An 18,876-nucleotide genomic window follows, 5' to 3' on the forward strand; every position below is an offset into this window, starting at 1 on the left:
CTGGGTTCAATCCGGCTTTTTTTCTTATCATGATAAAAAAGCTATCTCTTTTAAAAAAATTAGTGTATAATTGCAATGGAGGCGAAATTCATGTATAAATTATTAGAACCCTATGCAAAATTGGTTGATTTTCTAGGAGAAGCTTTAGGTGATAATGTTGAAGTAGCACTTCATGATCTCACTTCCAAAGAGCAGGAAATTGTTGCAATTGCAAATGGTTATATTTCTGGTAGAGAAATAGGCGCTAAGCTATCGAATTTATCTATTCATTATTTGAAAACGAAGCAGTATAAGGATCATGATTATGTCATGAATTATAAAACAACAGGTAATGATGGAAAGTTACTTCGTTCAGCTACTTATTTTATTAAAGAAGAAGGGCATGAAATGCCTGTGGGTATGCTTTGTATAAATGTCAATATTTCAGACTATGAGTATATCGAAACAACGTTAAAGAGAATTTTAGGTATTAAAGAACGTAAAGATGTGGAATTTAAGTTGGATAATCCAATTGAGATTTTATCTTCACCTTTAGATGAGATGATTGATAAATATATTAAAGAGTGTTTAGAACAGATGGGATTTCCAAGTTATTTTCTTGTAGAAAGATTAAATGTGGAAGAAAAGATTAAAGTGGTTAAATATTTACAGGAAAAAGGAACGTTTAAGGTCAAAGGAGCTATTGTGCTTGTGGCTGAAAAACTGGCTGTAAGTGAACCGACTATCTATCGTTATTTAAAGAAGATGTAAGGAAAGGGGATAGACATGAAAGATATTGTTTTTGTAAGTGGGCATAAAAATCCTGATAGCGATTCTATCTGTAGTGCGATTGCTTATGCTGATTATTTATTTAGAATAGGGCGTTATAATGCGGTGCCTGTGAGATTAGGTGAAATCAATAAGGAAACAGAATATATTTTGAAAAGATTTCATACTGAAATTCCTGTTTTATTAAAAACAGTAAAACAGACAGTAGAAGATTTAGAATATGATAAGGTAACTGTTTTTTCTAAGGAATTGACTTTAAAAACAGCTTGGTCTTTAATGAAACAACAGAATTTAAAGAGTGCACCTGTTTTAGATGATCATAGTCAGTTATTGGGATTGTTATCAACTTCTAATATTATTGAAGGATATATGGATCAATGGGATAGTTTGATTTTAAAAGAAGCGAATACACCGATTGAAAATGTGATTGATACATTGGATGCAAGTATTCTTTATTTAGATAAACAATTAAAAACAATTAAAGGTGAAATTCATATTGCCGCTATGACTGGTGAAGAAGCGAGTAAACGTGTGCATGAAAATGATGTAGTGATTGTTGGTGGAGATCGTGATGAAGCGATTGAACGGTTAATGAATAAGAAAATATCATTAGTGATTTTAACAGGTTCATTAACCATTTCTAAGGAATTATTACAACAATGTATGGATGCACATATAAGTGTGATTTCTACACCATTTAATACATTTATGGCATCACAACAAATCATTCAGGCTGTACCAGTAGAATATGTGATGCAAAAAGGTGGTTTAACAACTTTTTCAACGGATGATACAGTCGATTATGTTAAAGAGGTCATGAGTGAAACACGTTATCGTAGTTACCCAGTGATTGATTTTATGGGTAGAGTTGTTGGATCTATTTCACGTTATCAAGTGTTAAATGGGATGAAAAAGAAAGTTATTCAAGTCGATCATAATGAAAGAAGTCAGGCGATTGATGGTATTGAAGAAGCAGAAATCTTAGAGATTATTGATCATCATAGAGTGGCTGATATTCAAACAATAGGACCAGTTTTATTTAGAGCGGAACCGGTCGGATGTACAGCAACTATTGTCGCAAAATGTTATAAGGAAGCAGGAATTGATATTCCTCAAGACATGGCAGGGTTAATGCTAGGGGCAATCATCAGTGATACATTGTTGTTTAAATCTCCTACATGTACACCAACTGATACAAAGATGGCTAAAGAATTGGCTAAAATTGCTGGTGTTGATATCCAAGAGTTTGGTATGAGTATGTTTAAAGCAGGGACATCACTTGTTGGAAAAACAGTAGAAGAAATCTTTAATCAGGATTATAAGAAATTTACATTTGGTGATTTATCTGCTGGTGTAGCTCAGGTCAATACAATGGATATTGAAGGCTTTGCTCCATATAAAAAAGATATGCTTGATTATATGGATCAAGTGGCTAAAGATAATCATATGGAATTTACAATGCTATTATTGACTGATGTCATCAATGCGACAAGTGAAGTATTGGTTGCAGGGCCACGCAAAGATTATGTAGAAACAGCATTCCATGTTGAACTTGTTGATCAGCAGGCAAGTTTACCAGGAGTTATTTCAAGAAAAAAACAAGTTGTACCTGTTATTACTGAAGTTTTAACACAATAAAAAGAAAGCATCACTCATCAATGAGATGATGCTTTTTAAGTGCTTTATAAATTCCATCATGATCAATATTATCAGTCACTTCATCAGCAGCTTCTTTGACTTCATCATTGGCATTTCCCATCGCAATACCAATATTCACTAATTTTAACATGTCTATATCATTATGCCCATCACCAAATGCCATTGTTTCATCAATAGAGATATGGTAGTTTTTTAAAACTTCTAAAATACCATTTTGTTTCCCACCATTTTGAGGAATGATATCAATGGCTAAATCATGCCAACGAGTATATTGACAATGGGGCATCTGTTGGAGAATTTCTTGTTCTTGTTCAATGGTTATATCATAAGGAATGACTTGGTAAATGGGATGAGTCAAACCACGTTTTAAATTGCCTAATTCGGGTAAAGGGGTAGAAATGGCTTTTTGAACTGTTTCAACAGCCTGGTTGTGATAATTGATATACATTTTCTCATCTTCAACAAAAATACAAGGAAATGGTTTTTGATCAATGAAAGAAAGAATTTGTTGAATATCTTGTGGATCAATGGGTAAGTCGTAAATAACCCCCTCTTTGTTATAACAATATTGACCATTGAGGGTAATATATCCTTCAAATTCTAAATCGTCTAAAGGTAAATCCTTGATTTCAGAAATATGTCTTCCTGTTGCAATGAAAGTATAAATGCCTTTTTCTTTAAGTATTTTCAAAGCTTTTTTTGTTGATGCAGGAACGCTTTGACTTTGATGGGATAATAATGTGCCATCAATATCAAAAAAGATTGCTTTTATCATTTGTAACACCTCACATTTATAGTATAATATTATACCATAGTGAAGGTGATAAAGATATGAAATTATTAGCACATCGTGGATATAGTGCATGTTATCCAGAAAATACAATGGAAGCTTTTGTACAGGCTTATCAAAAAGGTTTTGATGGTGTGGAAACAGATGTTCATATGACAAAAGATGGGCAACTGGTCTTGATTCATGATGAAACGATTGATCGTACGAGTAATGGTCATGGTTTTATTCAAGATTATACTTATGCCAAGTTACAGGAATATTCTTTTTCATGTGGCAAAGAGGGCTTTTATCCATTGCCTTTGTTGGAGGATTTATTGACATTTATTCAAGATAAAGAATTTGTTGTGAATATTGAATTGAAGACAGATGTGATTGCTTATCAAGGTATTGAAGAAAAAGTTCATGCTCTTGTCAAAGCATTGAGAGTTGAAAAGCAGATTTATTATTCTTCGTTTTCTTTATCTTCAGTATTGAAGATGAAAGAAATTGCCCCAAAAGCTTATGTTGGTTATTTGATGGAAAATGATTATGAACAAAAGTATCATGAATTATTGAAATATCATATTCAGGCTTTTCATCCACGTTATGATTTTTTGGATTTAGAGAGAATGAAACAATTAAAAAAACATCATATTTTCACTGCATCGTGGACAATTCCTGATTTTAAAGAATATCAAAGATTAAAAGAATTAGGAGTGGATATACTAATATCAAATGAATATTTGAGGTGAAAAGATGAAAACAACAGGTATGGTCAGAAGAATTGATGATTTAGGGAGAATTGTGATTCCTAAGGAAATTAGAAAACAGTTAATGTTGAAGGAAGGTGAGAGTGTTTCTTTTGCGGTTGAACACAATCATATCATTTTAACGAAGTTTTCGATGTTATACAAACTGAGTCCTACGATTCAAATTTTATTAGAACGTCTTTATAGTAAATATCATAATACATTTTTATTGTGTGATAAAAGATGTATCGTCGTCTGTTCTTCTGATGGTCTGGCAAAATATCAAAGACGTGAATTATCTAAAGATTTTTTATTGCAATTACAAAAAAGAGAACAACAAATAGAAATCACGATGGAGTTTTATGGGAAAGAGGAAAAAGTAACCATTTTTCCTTTGCTTTATGAACAGGTTGTACAAGGAGCTTTGCTGATGTTAAGTCATCAGACGCCTTATTATTTAATAGATCAGGCATTACTGGAATTTGTAAGAGATATTATTGAGGAGGAATTAGAGTCATGCGTTTAGATAAATTTTTAAAAGTTTCGAGAATTATTAAAAGAAGAACGTTATCAAAGGAGATGAGTGAAGCATCACGTGTCAAGGTGAATGGCAAAGTGGCTAAACCATCTACAAAATTAAAAATTGGAGATATCATTGAGATTGAATTCGGTCGTAGTATATTGGTTGTGAAGGTTAATGAATTAAGGGATCATGTTTTAAAGGATGATAGCCATATGTTATATGATATTATTGAAGAAAAGAAGAAAGAGGAGGTTACGATTTTGTAAACCTCTTTTTGCATAAAAAGAGGAAATGAACATATGTTGGTATAGGAGGGTTGAATATGGATAATAGTTTACATTTTGAACAGACACCATATCATCATGTGTGTTTAAAGGATCGTAAGAGTTTGGAGTTAACTGGTGTCAAAAAGATAGAGAGTTTTGATGCTTATGAGTTTTTGATTGAAACATCTTTAGGATATTTAAATATCACAGGGAGTGAATTGACTCTGGTACGTTTGGATCAAGATCAAAATGAAGTAAGTATTCGAGGAAATATTGATAGTATCAGTTATGTGTCAGATAAGAAGAAACAACATCCTAAAGAAAAGATGTTTAATAAACTCTTGAAATAATGTCTTTAATTATACAATTTCAATGTCTTTTTTATTCCTTTTTATTTGGTTTTATCATGACTGGTGTTTATCATGTTGTGAATCGTTTTTTATATGGGATTCCTTTGTGGATACGTTATATTATACAATGTTGTCTTGGTATGATTTATGGCGTTCTTTATTTTTATGGACTTGTTTTCTTTAATGAGGGAATTGTCAGAGGCTATTTTTTAGTTTTCTTACTTGGTGGCTATTTGGTGTATAGTCGTTATTATGCTTATTATCTTTTGTATGGGTTAGAGAAAATAGTTCACTTTTTCAAAAGAATATTCTCACCTTTTATCTTCTTTTTTCGTTATATTAATGGTATAATACAAAAAAGAATAGGAAGGATGAAGAAAAAATGGCAAAAAAGAAAACACCAAGATATAAAAAGCTCTTAGGATTTGTCTATATTGGGATTTCTGCTTTGCTGATCTATACATTAGGAGTCAATGCTTATCGTGTCATAGGACAAAAGCAGCAGCTTGTACAATTAGAAGAAAGAAAGGCAGAACTACAAAAGGAAAAACAGGAATTATCTAAGGAAGTGGAACTTTTAACAGATGATGATTATGTTGCCCGATATGCAAGAGAGCAGTATATTTTTCCAGATGATGATGAAGAAGTTATTAAATTACCGGAATCAAAAAAATAAGCTCGGGCTTATTTTTTTGTCTTGTTAAAGGAGGTTTTAAAATGTTTGTTTCGTTTTGTTTTCCAATGAAAACATTGCAGCGTGAACGTAAAATTACAGTTTATTTACCAGATGATTATTATCGAACACAAAAGAAATATCCAGTTCTTTATATTCAAGATGGACAGAATGCTTTTTTTGATTATTTATCATATAGTGGAATAAGCTGGGGCTTTTTAGAGTATGTCAAAGAAACGGGAATGGATATCATTATGGTTGCGATTCCTTGCAATGAAGAAGGCTTTAAACGTATGGATGAATATGGGCCTTGGCCGATTAATGATGTTCTTTCTTATCAGGAAACACAACAGGATGGACTGATTATTGGTGGCGAAGGACAGGCTTATATTGAATGGCTAAAAGATGAATTAAAACCATATATTGATTGTCGATTTCGTACGCAAAAAGAGAATACAGGCATTGTTGGGAGTTCTATGGGAGCTGTCATTAGTGCTTATGCAGCTTTTCAATATCCTGAAGTTTTTCAAAAATGTGCAGCTTTATCGACAGCGTTCTGGTTTTATGTAGATGAATTTATAGATATTATTGAACATCAAGATTATAATCAATCAAATCGTTTCTATTTGGATTTAGGAGAATTTGAAAGTGGAGATGATAAAATCATTAATCAATGGTACATAGAAAGTAATCAACAAATTTATGAACATTTAGAACCAAAGGTAGAAAATTTACAAGTTCATTATTTTCCGGGTGCTCATCATAATGAGAGTGAATGGAGAGAAAGAGTACCTTTATTTATGTCTTTTTTATATGAGGAGGATGTTTAAATGTATAAGATGATTTTATCGGATTTAGATGAAACATTATTAGTGAATCATCATGTGCCAAAAATGAATCAGGATGCTATTCATCAGATGAAAGATGTTTTGTTTGTACCAGCCACAGGACGTTCTTTTCCTATGATTGAAGATATTTTAAAAGAAATTGGAACATACCAGCAGTCACATCAATATTCCATTTGTTTTAATGGTGGATTGATTGTTGAAAATAAAGAGGCTCAGATTCTTTCTTTTCAAGGACTTTCATTTGAAGAAGCCAAGTTACTTTTTGATTGGGGTGAGAAGTATCATGTTTGTGTAATGATTTTTACTTTGGATCATTGTTATTTATTTAGAGCAGAACCAAGTGAAATAGAAAGAAAAACAGCCCAAAAAGCAGCTTTTTCAGTTGTTGATGAATATAATATGGATTTTTTGAAAGATGCTAAGATTGCGAAGTTTTTGTATGTCAAACCAGATATGGAGTATTTAAAATCGATTGAAAAAGATTTGCCTGAAACAATCAAACAGCAATTTTCTATTAGTTATTCTTCTTATCGCTATCTTGAATTTAATCCTCTTGGTGTAAGCAAAGGAGCTGCTTTAAAGTGGTTGGCTAATTATTTACATATAGATACCAAAGATGTGATTGCGATTGGTGATAATTATAATGATGTGTCAATGATTGGAATGGCAGGATTAGGTGTATGTGTGGCAGGTGCCAGTCAAGATATTCAAGATATCAGTGATTATGTGACAACTGTAGATTATGATCAGGGAGCAGTTAAAGAAGTGATTGAAAAGTTTATAGGGGAGGAAATGGAAAATGAAGTATAAAGTCATTGCAAGTGATATGGATGAAACATTGTTGAATGATCAGCATGTCATTTGTCAAAGAAATATTGATTTAATTCGTTTGGCCAAAGAAAAAGGAGTTAAGTTTGTTCCGGCAACGGGACGTGGTTTTATGTCTATTCAACGTGATTTAAAATTACTGGGATTATATGATATTCCTCAAGAATATGTTATTTCATTTAATGGTGGCGCTTTAACAGAGAATAAAAACAATCAATTGCTTTATTTTGAAGGGTTATCTTTTGAAAAAACAAAGGAAATCTTTGAGTTTGGTTTACAACAGGATGTTTGTCAACATATTTATACAAAAGATAAAGTGTATGTTTTTAATTTATCTGAATCAGAAGCAAAACGTATTCAAGAACAACAGGTAGAATGTGAAATTATGACAGAGAATTCTATGGATTTTTTAAAGGATGAGCCTATATCAAAGATTTTATTTCAAAATACAGATGTTCCTTATTTGATGAGTTTAGAACCTCAAATGAAATCAATAACAGAAGGAATGTGTGCTGTCAGTTATTCATCTAATCGTTATATGGAGTTTAATAAGATTGGTGTGGATAAAGGAGAAGGATTAAAACATCTGGCTCAAATCATTGGCGTGGATTTGTCTGAATGTATTGCTGTGGGGGATAATTATAATGATTTACCAATGTTAGAAGTGGCAGGATTGTCTGTGGCTGCCGGAAATGCGGTGGATGATGTCAAAAAAGTTTGTGATGTTGTGACAAAGGCTGATAATAATGAAGGTGTTATTGCTGAAATTATTGAAAGGTTTATTCTGTAATGGATTTTAAAACAATCATAAATCGTGAACGTCAAATGCCTTATTATCAGCAGTTAGAAGCGTTTGTCAATCATGAATATCAAACTCATACTGTTTATCCACCATGTCAACGTATTTTTCATTGTTTCAATTTTAAAGATTATGAAGATATAAAAGTTGTGATTATTGGCCAAGATCCTTATCATGAAGAACATCAGGCCAATGGTTTGGCATTTAGTGTGGCTAAAGGTGTGCCTATTCCACCGAGTCTTGTTAATATTTATAAAGAGGCCCATGATGATGTTGGGATAGAGATTCCTCGTCATGGAGATTTATCTGCTTGGGCAAATCAAGGAGTTTTATTATTGAATACAGTTTTAACAGTTCAGGCACATCGTGCCAATTCACATAAGGAAAAGGGCTGGGAAGTTTTTACAAATCATATCATTGAAGCGATGAATCAAAGAGAAAAGCCTTTAGTCTTTATTCTTTGGGGTAGACAGGCTATTGATAAAGCTAAAATGATTGATCAGACAAAGCATTGTGTGATTACAAGCCCTCACCCTTCACCTTTATCTGCTTATCGTGGTTTTTTTGGTTCTAAACCTTTTTCTAAAACAAATCAGTTTTTAATAAGTCAAGGAATAGAACCTATAGATTGGAGGATTCGATAATGTTTACAGATGTTCATGAAGCCATAGCATACATAGAATCAAAACGAAGTAAAAGATCAATTGATGCTTTTAGAGATACTTTAAATAAATGTCATATTTTAATGAAACAGAAAAATATGATTCATATTGCAGGGACAAATGGAAAAGGTTCAACAGTGAATTACTTACGCAGTATACTTAATGCTCATGGGTATAAAGTAGGGACTTTTACTTCACCGTATTTGATTTGTCATAATGATCGTATACGTGTTGATGATATACCTATTAGTGATGAAGACTTGTTAAAATATGTCAATCAATATTATGCCATTATTGAAGAAGATGGACTGTCTATGTTTGAAATTGATGTGTTAATTATGTTGGCATATTTTCAATCCTTAGATTTAGATTATCGTATTATTGAAACTGGAATTGGAGGAATGAACGATAAAACGAATGTCATTGATCCTATTGTGAGTGCTATTACCAATATTGGTTTAGATCATCAAAAGCAATTGGGTGATATTTATGATATTATCAATGAAAAAATGGGCATTATTAAACCTCATCAAATGTTTATTACAAGTGAAACCAAAGGGACGATTCTAGCGCGTTTTCAAGAACAATGTGACGCTATGGGTGCAGTGATGTATGTTGTTCCTGAATATCAGGTTTCTCGTTATCCTTTTCATTTTCGATATCGTGATATGGCATTTACTTTGGAAAATCAAGGGATTTATCAAGTGACAAATGCACGTCTGGCATTAACAATTGCTTCTAAACTGATTAAACTTGATCCTATTGTTACACAACCGGCAATTGAACATGCTTCATGGAAAGGACGCTATGAAACATTGGATTATCAAGGTGTGAAAGTGGACATTGATGGTGCTCATAATATGCCGGGTATTAAGGCTTTATTACAAACCCTGAGAGTCAAAAAAGAGAAAGATGTAGCGATTGTCTTTTCATGTTTAAATGATCGTGATGTTGATGAAATGTTGGAAGCTATGTTAAAGGCGGGTTATCATGTTTATATCACGACTTTCCAAGATGAAAGAGCTATTGATTTATCGTCAATAGCACCACGTCCTCATTTGACAATTGTCAATAGTTTTATTGAGGCTATGCAAACAGCTTATATTAAAAAACAACATATTGTTGTAACGGGATCTTTACATTTTATTTCTCGTGTCAGAAAATATTTGATTGATCTTCAAACACAAGATACAAAAAACCAATAAAGGAGATGAACTCTTTCATTGGTTTTTATTTTTATCGTGTATTGAAATTGATGGGTTCATCAAATTCTGCCCAATCAAAATAAACAAACTGAAAAATATAGTATTTTTGGTTTTTAGGATCTCGTACAACAAAATGATCTCTACCAACTTGTTCAATGATTCCTTTGTAAATACGATCACGCCAATCTTCACTTCCGGTATATGTGAAATAGAAAGTGCCAAGTTTTCCAATATTTAAACGCAAAATATTTTCTAGATAAGTCTGTTCAGAAATAGGGGTTGGTAATGAAGATGTTTGTGAACTGGGTATGATTGATTGATTATTTGTATCCATAGATTCTCCTTTATAAATCACATTTTAATTTTGCACCGGGTGCATAAAAGCAGTGGTTTTTATAGCGACCACTTAATTCACCATAGAATTGTTGGGGACAGGTGACATTACGACCAGGATTTTTAAACCAGAGGGCATTGGTGGCAGGTTCAATACGATAGCCATCGATATTACGTAAAGCTAATTCTTTTTCTTTAGCATTGACTGGCTGATTGAAAAGGGGTTGACCAACACCGGAAAAGGCATTTTTTTGATAGATCACTTCAGAAATGGTACGGGTGTTTTTAAAAACATCACAGTTGGCTACAACACGATTGACAACAACGTTACCAACCATTAACATGCCTTCTTCACCTTCACCTAATGCCTCTGCTTTCATGATACGGGCTAATAATTCAACATCAGAATCATTGTATATGATTCGTGGGGACATTGTGATCACCTCTCTTTAATATATGAAAAAATAAGAAAAAGTTGACTCAAATGAAAAAATATTGATGAGTCCAAGATTATTTGGAAAAGAGGAAAATAGGTGAAAAAAATTTCATTAAAAATGACATGAAATAGTATTTTTTTAAAAAAGAATGTGATAAAATAAATACATAGGTAAGCACTTTCATAATCACAATTGAGGAGGAAAAATTATGGGAAAAGAAATTGTTGCGATGATTTTAGCTGGAGGACGTGGTACACGTCTTGAAGCCTTAACTGCAAAAGTAGCGAAACCTGCTGTGCATTTTGGAGGAAAGTATAGAATTATTGACTTTCCTTTAAGTAATTGTGCTAACTCTGGTATTGATGTGGTTGGAGTTTTGACACAATATGAATCAGTTCTATTAGGAACATATGTAGGTGCTGGAACAAAATGGGGTCTTGATGGAAACAATTCATTAGCTGCCATCTTACCAGCACGTGAAAGAGGTGGCGTTGGAGCTACTTGGTACGCTGGAACAGCAGATGCCATTTATCAAAATATTAGTTTCTTGGATCAATATGATCCGGAATATGTTTTGATCTTATCAGGAGATCATATTTATAAAATGGATTATGCTGAAATGTTAGCAGCACACAAAGAAAAAGGTGCTGATTTAACAGTGGCTGTTTTGAATGTTTCATTAAAAGAAGCAAGTCGTTTTGGTATTATGAATACAAATAAAGATGGTTCAATTTATGAATTTGAAGAAAAACCTGAAAAACCTAAATCAACACTTGCATCTATGGGTATTTATATCTTTACTTATAAAGAATTAAGAAAATATTTAATTGCGGATGCAAAAGATGAAAATAGTAAACATGACTTTGGTATGAATATTATTCCAATGATGTTGGAAGATAATAAGAAGTTATATGCTTATGAATTCTCTGGTTATTGGAAAGATGTTGGAACAGTTGAAAGCTTATGGCAGGCAAATATGGACTTGCTGGATGATAAAGAGTTAGATCTTTATAACATTAAAAAAGATTGGAAAATCTATACTGAAGATACATTGAGTAAACCTCAAATTATTGGTGAAGAAGCATCAATTAAACATTCACTTGTCACTCAAGGTTGTATCGTTAATGGTGAAGTAGAAGGTTCTGTTTTATTCAACAATGTATATATTGGTGAAGGTGCTAAGGTTGTTGATTCTGTCTTAATGCCAGGTGTTCTGGTAGAAGAAGGCGCAGAAATTTATAAAGCAATTATTGATGAAGGTGTTGTAGTGAAATCAAGTGATGTAATCAATAAAGAAGCTAAAGAAGTGGAACTTGTCAGTGACAATGCATAATACGAGGGGGTTAACAAGATGGCAAAAGTAGTTGGATATATAAATTTACACTCTGATATTTCATATAAAGGTTTAACAGAAAAAAGACCAGTAGCTTCAGTCAGCTTTTTAGGTCGTTATGGAATTATTGACTTTGTTTTATCAAATATGTCAAATTCTAATGTGGATACTGTTGGTATTTTAATTAAAGAAAAACCAAGATCATTATTTAAACATTTAGGAAATGGAAACTCTTGGAATTTTAACTCTAAATCTGGTGGAGTTTCACTTTTATACAATGAAAAGTATGCAAATAGTCCAATGTATAATCATGATATTAATAATATTGTGGAAAATATTGCATTCCTTGAAAAATCAAAAGCAGATTATGTTGTGATTGCTCCTGCACATATTATTACAACAATGAATTATGCAGAAGTTGTAGATGTTCATGCAAAATCTGGTGCTGAAATTACAATGGTTTATCAAAAAATTGATAATGCCGATGAAGCTTTTGTGGGTTCTGATTTCTTACGTTTAAAAGGTAAACAAGTGATGGAAATTAAGAACAATAAAGGAAATAGAAAAGAAAGAAATATGTCTTTGGAAACATATATTATTAATAAAAAGACTTTATTAAAATTAATTCAATATGCTCAAAAGATTAGTTCATTCTTTAATTTAAGAGATACTCTTGCTTATTTATGTGATGAAAGAAAAATTATGGCTTATGAATATAAAGGATTTGCAAGATGTATTGATTCTTATGAAGCTTATTATAAAGTGAGTATGGAATTCCTTGATATGGATATTTCTACACAGGTATTCAAGAGTACATGGCCAATCTTTACAAATACAAATGATACACCACCAACAAAATATTTGAAAAATGCAAGTGTGAAAAAATCATTTGTAGCTAATGGAGCTATTATTGATGGTGAAGTTGATGGATGTATTTTATCTCGTAATGTATCTATTGGTAAGAATGCAGTTGTGAAAAATTGTATTATTTTAAATGGTTCTAAAGTCTGTGCTGGGGCACATCTTGAAAATGTGATTATTGATAAAGATGCTCATATTGAAAAGAAAACAGAACTTATTGGTGAAGGTGAACCGCTTTATGTTAGAGAAGGGGATGTTGTTTAATGAGAATTGTTTTTGCGACAAGTGAAGCGAATCCTTATATTAAATCTGGTGGTTTGGCGGATGTTTTAGGTTCACTTCCTAAGGCTCTTGTTCAAAAAGGACATGAATGCATTGTTGTATTGCCTAAGTATCAGGATATGAAATTAGCTGATACACTTGAATATGTAACAAATTATGATATTTGGGTAGGTTGGAGAAAGTGCTATTGTGGTGTTTTCAAAGCTGAATATGATGGTGTCACATATTATTTCATTGATAATGAACAATATTTTAGAAGACCTGGTTTATATGGTTATGATGATGATAATGAAAGATTTGCTTATTTTGATTTTGCAGTATTAGAGTTGTTATCACATATTGATATTAAGCCTGATATTCTACACTTACATGACTGGCAGACAGCAATGATAGCAACACTATATAAAGAAAGATATGCTTATTATGAATATTATCAGGGAATTAAGATTGTCTTTACAATTCATAATATTGCTTATCAGGGAAAATGTGATCCTGCTTTGTTAAGTGATCATTTTGGATTGGATAATTATCTCTATTATAATGGAAACTGTCGTAATGATGGATGCTTCAATATGATGAAAGCGGCTATCTATTATAGTGATATTATCACAACAGTATCGCCAACTTATGCACAGGAAATCTTGACGGATAGTTTTGGTGAAGGGTTACAGAATATTTTACAGATGCGTAGACATGATTTGTATGGTATTTTAAATGGTATTGATTATGAAACAATTAATCCTGCGACTGATCCAGAGATTGTTGAACATTTTGATATCACAAATGTTGATGAAAAGAAAGTCATCAATAAATTGGCTTTACAAAAAGAATGTGGATTACCTGAAAATAAAGATGTACCTTTAATTGGTATTGTGACAAGATTAACTTGGCAAAAAGGATTGGATTTAATTATTAATCGTATGGAAGAATTAATGAAACGTGATGTGCAGGTTGTTATTTTAGGAGCTGGGGATCAAAAATATGAAGAACCTCTAAAAGGAATAGCAGCATATCATAATCAAAAATTATCATTGAATCTAAAATATGATTTTGGATTATCTTGTCGTATTTATGCCGGATGTGATATGTTCTTAATGCCATCATTATTTGAACCATGTGGTTTATCTCAAATGATGTCACTTCGCTATGGTACAATTCCAATTGTTAGAGAAACAGGAGGACTTAAAGATAGTGTTGAACCATATGATGAGTATAAAAATACTGGTGATGGATTTAGCTTTAAGAACTATAATGCTCATGAAATGATGGATATTATTGATTATGCCTTAAAGGTTTATCAGGATAAAGAAAAATGGCAAGGATTAGTACATCGTGCAATGGAAGCGAAACTTGATTGGGATAAAAGTGCTGATGCCTATTTGAAAGTTTTTAATTCATTGTTAGATTAATAAAGGGGATAGGGAAACCTATCTCTTTTGTTTGAGCATGAAATTTTATTTGATTTTCAAGTGTGAGTTTAGTACAATGTTTTCGTGAGAGGAGGGAGGAAGATGAAGGTATTAAGAAGACTTTTTGTGATTTTGGTGTTAATAATAGGTCTTTTTGCTTGTGAAAAGGATAATGTAGAAATATCTTTAGAAAGAGATGGAAATTTGTATGAGGTGACTGATCTGGTTTCTTTCTATTATCCTAAAGATTTTGAATTAAATGCTAATAATGAAAATCAAAAAGATGTTCGTTTTGTTAAAGATGAAGAAACGTATATATATACTACAATCATTGATGATACTGACAATGTTTTAGATGAACTTCCACAACTCTATGAAGGACAGTTAGAAGAAGATGGAGCTATTGATGTTTATTACTCATTAAAAACAATTCCTAGTGGCATAGAATGTTATGAGTTTACAGGTCTTTATCAGGCTTCTGGAATGAAGTTTATACAAATGGTTTATTTTACAGAAGAAGCAAGTTATGTTTATGGTTATCAGGCTCCAGAAAATGTTTATGAAGAATCGAGTGATACGGCTAGACAATATTTGGAATCTTTGACAGTACATCATTAATCTTGATTAACAAAGGTGAATTTGTTATAGTATTGATAAAGAGTTTATAAAGCATTTGATAAAGTAAATAAAGAGGACGTCTTTATCATCTGCTTTTTTATTTAAGGAGCTAACTATATAAAATTCAAGTCATTTGATGAAAAAAGTTTGAAAATGTTAAATGATTTGATTATGGTAGCTCATCAATATGTAAGATCTTTGAAATGTGAATACGATTTGTGTTTTTGGGCATGACGAAAACAGCCTATGGAATAGACTTTTTTGAATACGGTTTCATTTTCTTTCTATCTCAGTAACGATGCATCAAACTGCTGATTTGTCGTTACCAGATGATAGATGACTCTCAACAGCTTCCTGATGCAATGTCCCTGCGCACAGCGATGACTTTTTCCCTGTGAGCGTTTAAGGTCGTAGTAATCCTTGAAGACCTTGTTGAACCTGATGACTGGCACAATGACCTGATATAACGTCTTTCTTAAATAGCTCGATCCCTGCTTGGTTATGGCACTATGCTTGGCTTCGTACTGACTTGATTCGTAGTGAAATGGGGCGACACCCGCTGCCTTTATTATCTTTGAAGGCTTAGAATAGTTGAAAATATCTCCATATTCTGCTAGAATTGATGTACCAGAGAAATGCGAAATTCCTGGTACGGAGATGATAGGAGAGTTTAAGTCAGTGGAAAACTCTTCTATTTTTTTATCTATTTCTTTGAGCTGATCGTTAAGCAGTTCGATATGAGCTATCAAATGCTTGATCTGCATTTCATCTGCCAACGAAGAAATGCCAACAGATGTTTTTGCACTTTCCTTTAGCTTTTCAGCAGTCAGAGAAATGCGATTGCCTCTGCCGGTAATATCAAAGCATTTGCGTAAAGTTCTGATGTCAGCCTGTGCAATGGCCTTTGCACTGCCAAACTGTTTAAGAATAGACATATAGACTTTTCCATACTTGGATTTAAAAAGTGCGTTATATTCAGGGAAAACAAGATCTATGCATTTCTGCAGACGATTGGAAAGAACATTAATCTGTTCCTTGAGGGAATGATGCAACCTAGTCAGCTGCTTCTGTTCATAAAGGTCAAATTTCTTAGATGACGTCAAACGATAAGGTTTCTTGAGTTTGTTTGAGCTTAATATATCGCATATATTAAGAGTATCAAGTTTATCGTTTTTAGTGATGCCACCATCCATTCTACGATTGAGATCGGTAGTTTTAGGATTGATCAAAGCGACGCTGTAGTTCTTCTGTAAAAGAAAGCGCAATAAAGCGAAATGATAATGACCAGTATCTTCCATACCGATAAGAACGCTATCAACAGGATAGAGAGCGATCTGAGAGATAAGGAATTCAAAACCCTGAGCATTATTAGAGAAAGCGACAGGCTGAAGAATAATTTCACCAGTCAACTTGTCAACGATACTGACGAAATGCTTGTGCTTTCCAATATCAATACCAACTAATTTCATAAAAACCATCCTTTCAAATAAATTTCATGTGAAGTGGTACCCACAACACTTAGACCATAAAACCTGGTTCAAAATGCGAATTCAAAGACTCATCTAACTCATCGTTATTGAGGAATAAGTGAGTGGTCCAAACCTCCTTGAAGTAGTCAAAGCCACACGGAAAAATACAAATCCACAAACACATATTTCAATTTTACATATAAACCTAAACGTCATCAACTACGTATTAATAAAGTTGATAGAAAGGAAAAGGTATATTTTAATGACTGATAAATGAGTCAATTATAATATACCAGGAATAGAGATGAAACTATTTAACTCATTAACGAATAAGAAAGAAGAATTTGTTCCTATTAAAGAGGGAGAAGTGAGTATTTATGTTTGTGGTCCAACGGTCTATAATTATGTTCATATAGGAAATACGCGTCCTATGATTGTTTTTGATATTTTAAGAAGAACATTTGAATATTTGGGTTATAAGGTGACTTTTGTATCTAATTTTACAGATGTCGATGATAAAATCATTAAAGCCGCTAAAGAAGAAGGAATTTCAGAAAAAGAATTAACGGATAAATATATTAAAGCTTATGAAGATGTTCGTAGAGGTTTAAATCTTTTATTCCCAACTTATGCACCTCGTGTTACAGAAACAATGCAGCCAATCATTCAATTTATAGAGCAGCTTGTTAAAGATGGATATGCTTATGAAGTTGATGGCGATGTTTATTTTAGAGTGACAAAGATTAAGGAATATGGTATGTTGTCTGGTATCAAAATTGAAGATTTGATTGCTGGAGCGAGTGAACGTGTTGAAGACAATGATAAAAAAGAAAGTTCTACTGATTTTGCATTGTGGAAAAAAACTGATGAAGGAATTCAATTTGATAGCCCATGGTCTAAAGGAAGACCGGGGTGGCATACGGAATGCGTTGTGATGATCAATGATATTTTTGAAAATGGATATATTGATATTCATGGAGGAGGACAGGATTTAAAATTTCCTCATCATGAAAATGAAATTGCTCAGTCTATAGCTTGCCATCATCATCCTATTGCACATATCTGGATGCATAATCAAATGATTAATATTAATAATCAAAAGATGTCAAAATCTTTGGGAAATGTTTTATGGGCAAAAGATTTATTGGAACAATTAGGATGTAATGTTTATAAGTGGCTGATGTTATCAACACATTATCGTAATCCATTGAATTTTACTGATGATGTTTTAAATAATGTGAAAAAAGAAGTGGAAAAAGTAGAAAATATTTTAAAACAGTCTTCATTGTATCTACAGGTTCATCATTGTCTGGAAAATGAGTATTGTCAGGAAACAGTAGATGAAATGGTAAAAGCACTTAGCGATGATTTGAATACATCTTTAGCTTTGACACAGATTTTAGGACAAGTGAAAGTGTTAAATCAATTAATGCGTGTTAAGGATAAAGATAATATTATGATTTCTAAGGGATATCAGACACTTGTGAAAATGTTGGATACGATGGGATTTTTACATGAAACAAAAGTGCTAAGTGAAGCAGATATTGCTTTATATCAAAACTGGCAAAAGGAAAAAAGTGAAAAGAATTTTGAACAGGCAGACCTTTTAAGAAAAGAATTACAGGATAAAGGAATTATATAAATGAGGCCAGAATTAATGAATGTATTAGCCTTAGCATATTTGGGAGATAGTATTTTTGAGGTTTATGTCAGAGAGTATTTATTAGTTGAAAAAGGAATAATGAAACCAGATTTATTACAGAAAGAAGCTAAATTTTTTGTGAGTGCTAAAGCACAGGCGGCCTTTATACAAGAAGCATTAAAACAGCAATGGTTAACAGAAGAAGAAATAGGTATTTATAAAAGAGGTAGAAATGCAAAGAGTCGACATGTTCCTAAAAATACATCTGTCATGACTTATAATCAGTCGACTGGTTTTGAAACATTAGTTGGGCATTTATATTTATTAAAAAAACAAGAGAGAATTACAGAGATTTTTGATTTATTTAAAGAATTTGTAGATGGAAAATGAGAA

22 protein-coding genes are annotated in these 18,876 nt (G+C 32.4%); 18 read left to right on the forward strand and 4 right to left on the reverse strand.

The features are described 5' to 3' along the window. Nucleotides 1-90: 90 nt before the first annotated feature. Complete coding sequence (locus KEC48_RS14165; RefSeq protein WP_205089723.1) at nt 91-750, forward strand: PAS domain-containing protein; 660 nt, start codon at nt 91-93, stop codon at nt 748-750. Between the two features lie 15 nt (nt 751-765). After that, a complete protein-coding gene (locus tag KEC48_RS14170; RefSeq protein WP_087357626.1) occupies nt 766-2,406 on the forward strand; it encodes a putative manganese-dependent inorganic diphosphatase in 1,641 nt (546 codons plus the stop codon). Nucleotides 2,407-2,416: 10 nt separating this feature from the next. On the opposite strand, the gene KEC48_RS14175 is transcribed toward KEC48_RS14170, so the two are convergent. Continuing rightward, on the reverse strand, nt 2,417-3,202 hold the full coding sequence (locus KEC48_RS14175; RefSeq protein WP_087357625.1) for a Cof-type HAD-IIB family hydrolase: 786 nt from the start codon (nt 3,200-3,202) through the stop codon (nt 2,417-2,419). A gap of 56 nt (nt 3,203-3,258) precedes the next feature. Here KEC48_RS14175 and KEC48_RS14180 point away from each other — a divergent pair, with 56 nt between their 5' ends. The 10 genes from KEC48_RS14180 to KEC48_RS14225 all read left to right on the forward strand — a co-directional run bounded on the left by KEC48_RS14180 (nt 3,259) and on the right by KEC48_RS14225 (nt 10,099). Then, complete coding sequence (locus KEC48_RS14180) at nt 3,259-3,948, forward strand: glycerophosphodiester phosphodiesterase family protein (protein WP_211963165.1); 690 nt, start codon at nt 3,259-3,261, stop codon at nt 3,946-3,948. A 4-nt stretch (nt 3,949-3,952) separates the two neighbouring features. After that, on the forward strand, nt 3,953-4,471 hold the full coding sequence (locus KEC48_RS14185; RefSeq protein WP_087357623.1) for an AbrB/MazE/SpoVT family DNA-binding domain-containing protein: 519 nt from the start codon (nt 3,953-3,955) through the stop codon (nt 4,469-4,471). Then, complete coding sequence (locus tag KEC48_RS14190) at nt 4,462-4,734, forward strand: RNA-binding S4 domain-containing protein (RefSeq protein WP_087357622.1); 273 nt, start codon at nt 4,462-4,464, stop codon at nt 4,732-4,734. The genes KEC48_RS14185 and KEC48_RS14190 overlap by 10 nt, the downstream gene beginning before the upstream one ends. 56 nt (nt 4,735-4,790) lie before the next feature. Next, nucleotides 4,791-5,084, forward strand: a complete 294-nt coding sequence (yabP, locus tag KEC48_RS14195) for a sporulation protein YabP (protein ID WP_087244315.1) — start codon at nt 4,791-4,793, stop codon at nt 5,082-5,084. 382 nt (nt 5,085-5,466) lie between these two features. Continuing rightward, entirely contained in the window at nt 5,467-5,760 is a 294-nt protein-coding gene (locus KEC48_RS14200) for a septum formation initiator family protein (RefSeq protein WP_087357619.1), read from the forward strand. A 41-nt stretch (nt 5,761-5,801) separates the two neighbouring features. Continuing rightward, nucleotides 5,802-6,587, forward strand: a complete 786-nt coding sequence (locus KEC48_RS14205) for an alpha/beta hydrolase-fold protein (protein WP_211963167.1) — start codon at nt 5,802-5,804, stop codon at nt 6,585-6,587. Then, nucleotides 6,588-7,415 carry a Cof-type HAD-IIB family hydrolase gene (locus KEC48_RS14210; protein ID WP_211963169.1) on the forward strand — a complete coding sequence of 276 codons (828 nt, stop codon included), beginning with the start codon at nt 6,588-6,590 and terminating at the stop codon, nt 7,413-7,415. It begins immediately after the preceding gene. Next, a complete protein-coding gene (locus KEC48_RS14215) occupies nt 7,405-8,223 on the forward strand; it encodes a Cof-type HAD-IIB family hydrolase (protein WP_087357616.1) in 819 nt (272 codons plus the stop codon). Before KEC48_RS14210 ends, KEC48_RS14215 begins: the two co-directional genes overlap by 11 nt. Continuing rightward, nucleotides 8,223-8,876, forward strand: coding sequence for a uracil-DNA glycosylase (locus KEC48_RS14220; protein WP_211963170.1), 654 nt, complete (start codon nt 8,223-8,225; stop codon nt 8,874-8,876). The genes KEC48_RS14215 and KEC48_RS14220 overlap by 1 nt, the downstream gene beginning before the upstream one ends. Then, entirely contained in the window at nt 8,876-10,099 is a 1,224-nt protein-coding gene (locus tag KEC48_RS14225; RefSeq protein ID WP_205089718.1) for a cyanophycin synthetase, read from the forward strand. The genes KEC48_RS14220 and KEC48_RS14225 overlap by 1 nt, the downstream gene beginning before the upstream one ends. 31 nt (nt 10,100-10,130) lie before the next feature. Here KEC48_RS14225 and gerQ read toward each other — a convergent pair whose 3' ends face one another. Together gerQ and KEC48_RS14235 are read right to left on the reverse strand one after the other, a co-directional pair. Beyond that, nucleotides 10,131-10,433 carry a spore coat protein GerQ gene (gene gerQ, locus KEC48_RS14230; RefSeq protein ID WP_087357613.1) on the reverse strand — a complete coding sequence of 101 codons (303 nt, stop codon included), beginning with the start codon at nt 10,431-10,433 and terminating at the stop codon, nt 10,131-10,133. Between the two features lie 10 nt (nt 10,434-10,443). Further along, the gene (locus tag KEC48_RS14235) at nt 10,444-10,866 is read right to left on the reverse strand and encodes a cell wall hydrolase (RefSeq protein WP_211963171.1); all 423 of its coding nucleotides are present in this window, start codon (nt 10,864-10,866) and stop codon (nt 10,444-10,446) included. Nucleotides 10,867-11,077: 211 nt separating this feature from the next. Between KEC48_RS14235 and KEC48_RS14240 the strand changes: the two genes are divergently transcribed. The 4 genes from KEC48_RS14240 to KEC48_RS14255 all read left to right on the forward strand — a co-directional run bounded on the left by KEC48_RS14240 (nt 11,078) and on the right by KEC48_RS14255 (nt 15,372). After that, on the forward strand, nt 11,078-12,202 hold the full coding sequence (locus KEC48_RS14240; protein WP_211963172.1) for a glucose-1-phosphate adenylyltransferase: 1,125 nt from the start codon (nt 11,078-11,080) through the stop codon (nt 12,200-12,202). A gap of 18 nt (nt 12,203-12,220) precedes the next feature. Continuing rightward, nucleotides 12,221-13,327: a glucose-1-phosphate adenylyltransferase subunit GlgD gene (gene glgD, locus KEC48_RS14245; RefSeq protein WP_087357610.1), complete on the forward strand. Its 1,107-nt coding sequence runs from the start codon at nt 12,221-12,223 to the stop codon at nt 13,325-13,327. Next, complete coding sequence (gene glgA / locus KEC48_RS14250; protein WP_087357609.1) at nt 13,327-14,754, forward strand: glycogen synthase GlgA; 1,428 nt, start codon at nt 13,327-13,329, stop codon at nt 14,752-14,754. The genes glgD and glgA overlap by 1 nt, the downstream gene beginning before the upstream one ends. Before the next feature lie 102 nt (nt 14,755-14,856). Next, complete coding sequence (locus KEC48_RS14255) at nt 14,857-15,372, forward strand: hypothetical protein (RefSeq protein ID WP_211963173.1); 516 nt, start codon at nt 14,857-14,859, stop codon at nt 15,370-15,372. A 284-nt stretch (nt 15,373-15,656) separates the two neighbouring features. On the opposite strand, the gene KEC48_RS14260 is transcribed toward KEC48_RS14255, so the two are convergent. Next, nucleotides 15,657-16,841, reverse strand: a complete 1,185-nt coding sequence (locus KEC48_RS14260; RefSeq protein ID WP_211963174.1) for an IS110 family transposase — start codon at nt 16,839-16,841, stop codon at nt 15,657-15,659. A gap of 304 nt (nt 16,842-17,145) precedes the next feature. Here KEC48_RS14260 and cysS point away from each other — a divergent pair, with 304 nt between their 5' ends. Then, the gene (gene cysS / locus KEC48_RS14265; RefSeq protein ID WP_211963175.1) at nt 17,146-18,483 is read left to right on the forward strand and encodes a cysteine--tRNA ligase; all 1,338 of its coding nucleotides are present in this window, start codon (nt 17,146-17,148) and stop codon (nt 18,481-18,483) included. Further along, nucleotides 18,484-18,873, forward strand: coding sequence for a ribonuclease III domain-containing protein (locus KEC48_RS14270; protein ID WP_087357606.1), 390 nt, complete (start codon nt 18,484-18,486; stop codon nt 18,871-18,873). Nucleotides 18,874-18,876: the final 3 nt, after the last annotated feature.

It is taken from the genome of Clostridium sp. C1, from assembly GCF_018223625.1.
Taxonomy (GTDB): domain Bacteria; phylum Bacillota_I; class Bacilli_A; order Erysipelotrichales; family Coprobacillaceae; genus Allocoprobacillus.